Below are 2,298 nucleotides of genomic sequence, written 5' to 3'. Positions count from 1 at the left end.
ACTCACCGACGCCGGCAACGCCACCGGCGACTCGGTCGTGGCCAAGCTCTCCACCCTCGACCGCTTCCTGGCGGTGTGGATTCTGATCGCCATGGGTGTCGGCATCGCCCTGGGCCGCGCGATTCCCGGGCTCGACAACGGCCTGGCCGAGCTCGACGTCGGCGGGATCTCCCTGCCCATCGCGCTCGGCCTGCTGATCATGATGTACCCGGTGCTGGCCAAGGTCCGCTACGACAGGCTCGACACCGTCACCGGCGACCGCCGGCTGCTGGTCTCGTCGCTGCTGATCAACTGGCTCGTCGGGCCCGCGGTGATGTTCACCCTGGCCTGGGTCCTCCTGCCGGACCTGCCCGCCTACCGCACCGGCCTGATCATCGTCGGCCTCGCCCGCTGCATCGCCATGGTCATCATCTGGAACGACCTCGCCTGCGGCGATCGCGAAGCCGCCGCCGTCCTGGTCGCCCTCAACTCCGTCTTCCAGGTCGTCGCCTTCGGTGTCCTCGGCTGGTTCTACCTCGACGCCCTCCCGAAATGGCTCGGCCTCGGAAACGGCCAGCACGTCGGCATCTCCGTCGGAAAGATCGCCCTCAACGTCCTCGTCTTCCTCGGGGTCCCGCTGGTGGCCGGATTCCTGACCCGCCGCGTCGGCGAACGGAGGATGGGCCGCACCGCCTACGAGGAGAAGGTGCTGCCGAAGATCGGTCCTTGGGCGCTTTACGGACTGCTGTTCACGATCGTGATCCTCTTCGCCCTCCAGGGGAGGACGATCACCCACCAGCCCGGCGATGTCGCCCGTATCGCGCTACCGCTGCTGGCCTACTTCGCGATCATGTGGTTCGGCTCCTTCGCCCTGGGAAAGGGGCTCGGCCTCGCATACGACCGCACGGCCACCCTGGCGTTCACCGCGGCGGGCAACAACTTCGAGCTGGCCATCGCCGTAGCCATCGGCACCTTCGGCGTCACCAGCGGGCAGGCGCTGTCCGGAGTCGTCGGCCCGCTGATCGAAGTCCCCGTTCTGGTGGCCCTCGTCCACGTCTCGCTGGCCTGGCGGCGCAAGTTCGGCGCACCCGCCGTGACAACTCGTCAACTCCCCAAATCGTAACGACCTGGGGGGTAAGCCCTCGGCGCGGAACACCCGGGCAAGCCGGAATGGCTGCGGGCGGATGGCCCTGTCGTGGCGTCGTACATCGGGAGGTTGTAGATCTGGTTGCTCTGGTTGACGTACGGGCCGCCCGCGATCGTCCGGTCCTCGAAGCCGAAGGTGACGCCCACGGCGCCGGTGTCGGCGGAGCCGCGGTGCGACAGAACCGAACCGCCGGTGTCCACGACGGACGCGGCGGATCGCGAGGGGACGACGCGTCATGCGAGGGGTCCGCTCCGGTACTCCGCTCCGCCTGACCAGGGCGGAGCACCGAAGCGGCCGGCGAGAAGATGACTTTGGCCCCAACTCAGAGGAACGATCGGCCAACTCGCCACCCGTTGAGGGATTTTGTTGCGGCAGGAAACACAAGTCAAGCCCTGTGACGGCAAGTTCTTCCCCTGCGTTCCGACCAACATCGGACAAAGATGTCCCGACCGGCCGTCACGGACGAGGGGCGTCCTCGTGGCGGCCGGGACCCGGGAGGCGAGCCGGCCGCCGGTAGGGAGACGGCCTGGACGGCGGGGCGGGAACGCCGTTCTGCCAAGACGGGGCAGATTTTGTCGCGCACGGCCCAAACGGCGCCCATCCGCCCGCCGAACGCCTTGACCATGCCACAATGTTGACAACAAACTGGCTGAAGGACCCCGGTTTCCCCCGGAGTTCTATCGACATTGCACTAAATAGCACGTCACTGATGCAGTCTACGCAAGCGCTGAGTCGCACCCCGTGATCACGCTTGATGGCACTCCCGGACAACGGAGACACGATGGACAGGCGAAGGCGTCGACGCGCGGGCCTGGCCGCGGCGCACTCCGTGGTGTCGCAAGTGACGCAACAGGCGCCGGTGCCGCGGCGCCGGCGTCAACGGCCTCGGCGCCGACCAGAACAACGGCGGGTGTCCCACCACAAGAAGGGGAGCAAGCACCGGGAGTCCGGTCCGACGGATCGGCACGATCGATGCATTGCTGCCTGAACTCTGCCCTACGCCAAGGCCCTTGACGTCAGCAACGCCACGAAGCGCCTTGCCGCCGACCATTCGTTCCACACCCCGGGGGTCATGATGGACACTCCAGTCAACCTGCGCGAGGTGGGAAGGCTACGGGTCCTTGAGGCCCTGCACACCACCGTGCGCAGCAGTCGTCCGGAACTGGTGCGGG

Annotated in this window: 1 protein-coding gene; it reads left to right on the top strand. The window is 67.4% G+C overall.

All coding sequences use genetic code 11. The annotated features are described in order from the left end of the window. Positions 1 to 37 precede the first annotated feature (37 nt). Entirely contained in the window at positions 38 to 1,102 is a 1,065-nt protein-coding gene (arsB, locus tag AC13HU_RS35905) for an ACR3 family arsenite efflux transporter (RefSeq protein WP_483046186.1), read from the top strand. The last annotated feature ends 1,196 nt before the right edge of the window (positions 1,103 to 2,298 follow it).

The sequence above is a fragment of the Streptomyces sp. NH27 genome (assembly GCF_056859195.1).
This window is presented reverse-complemented; position numbering and strand designations above follow the sequence as displayed.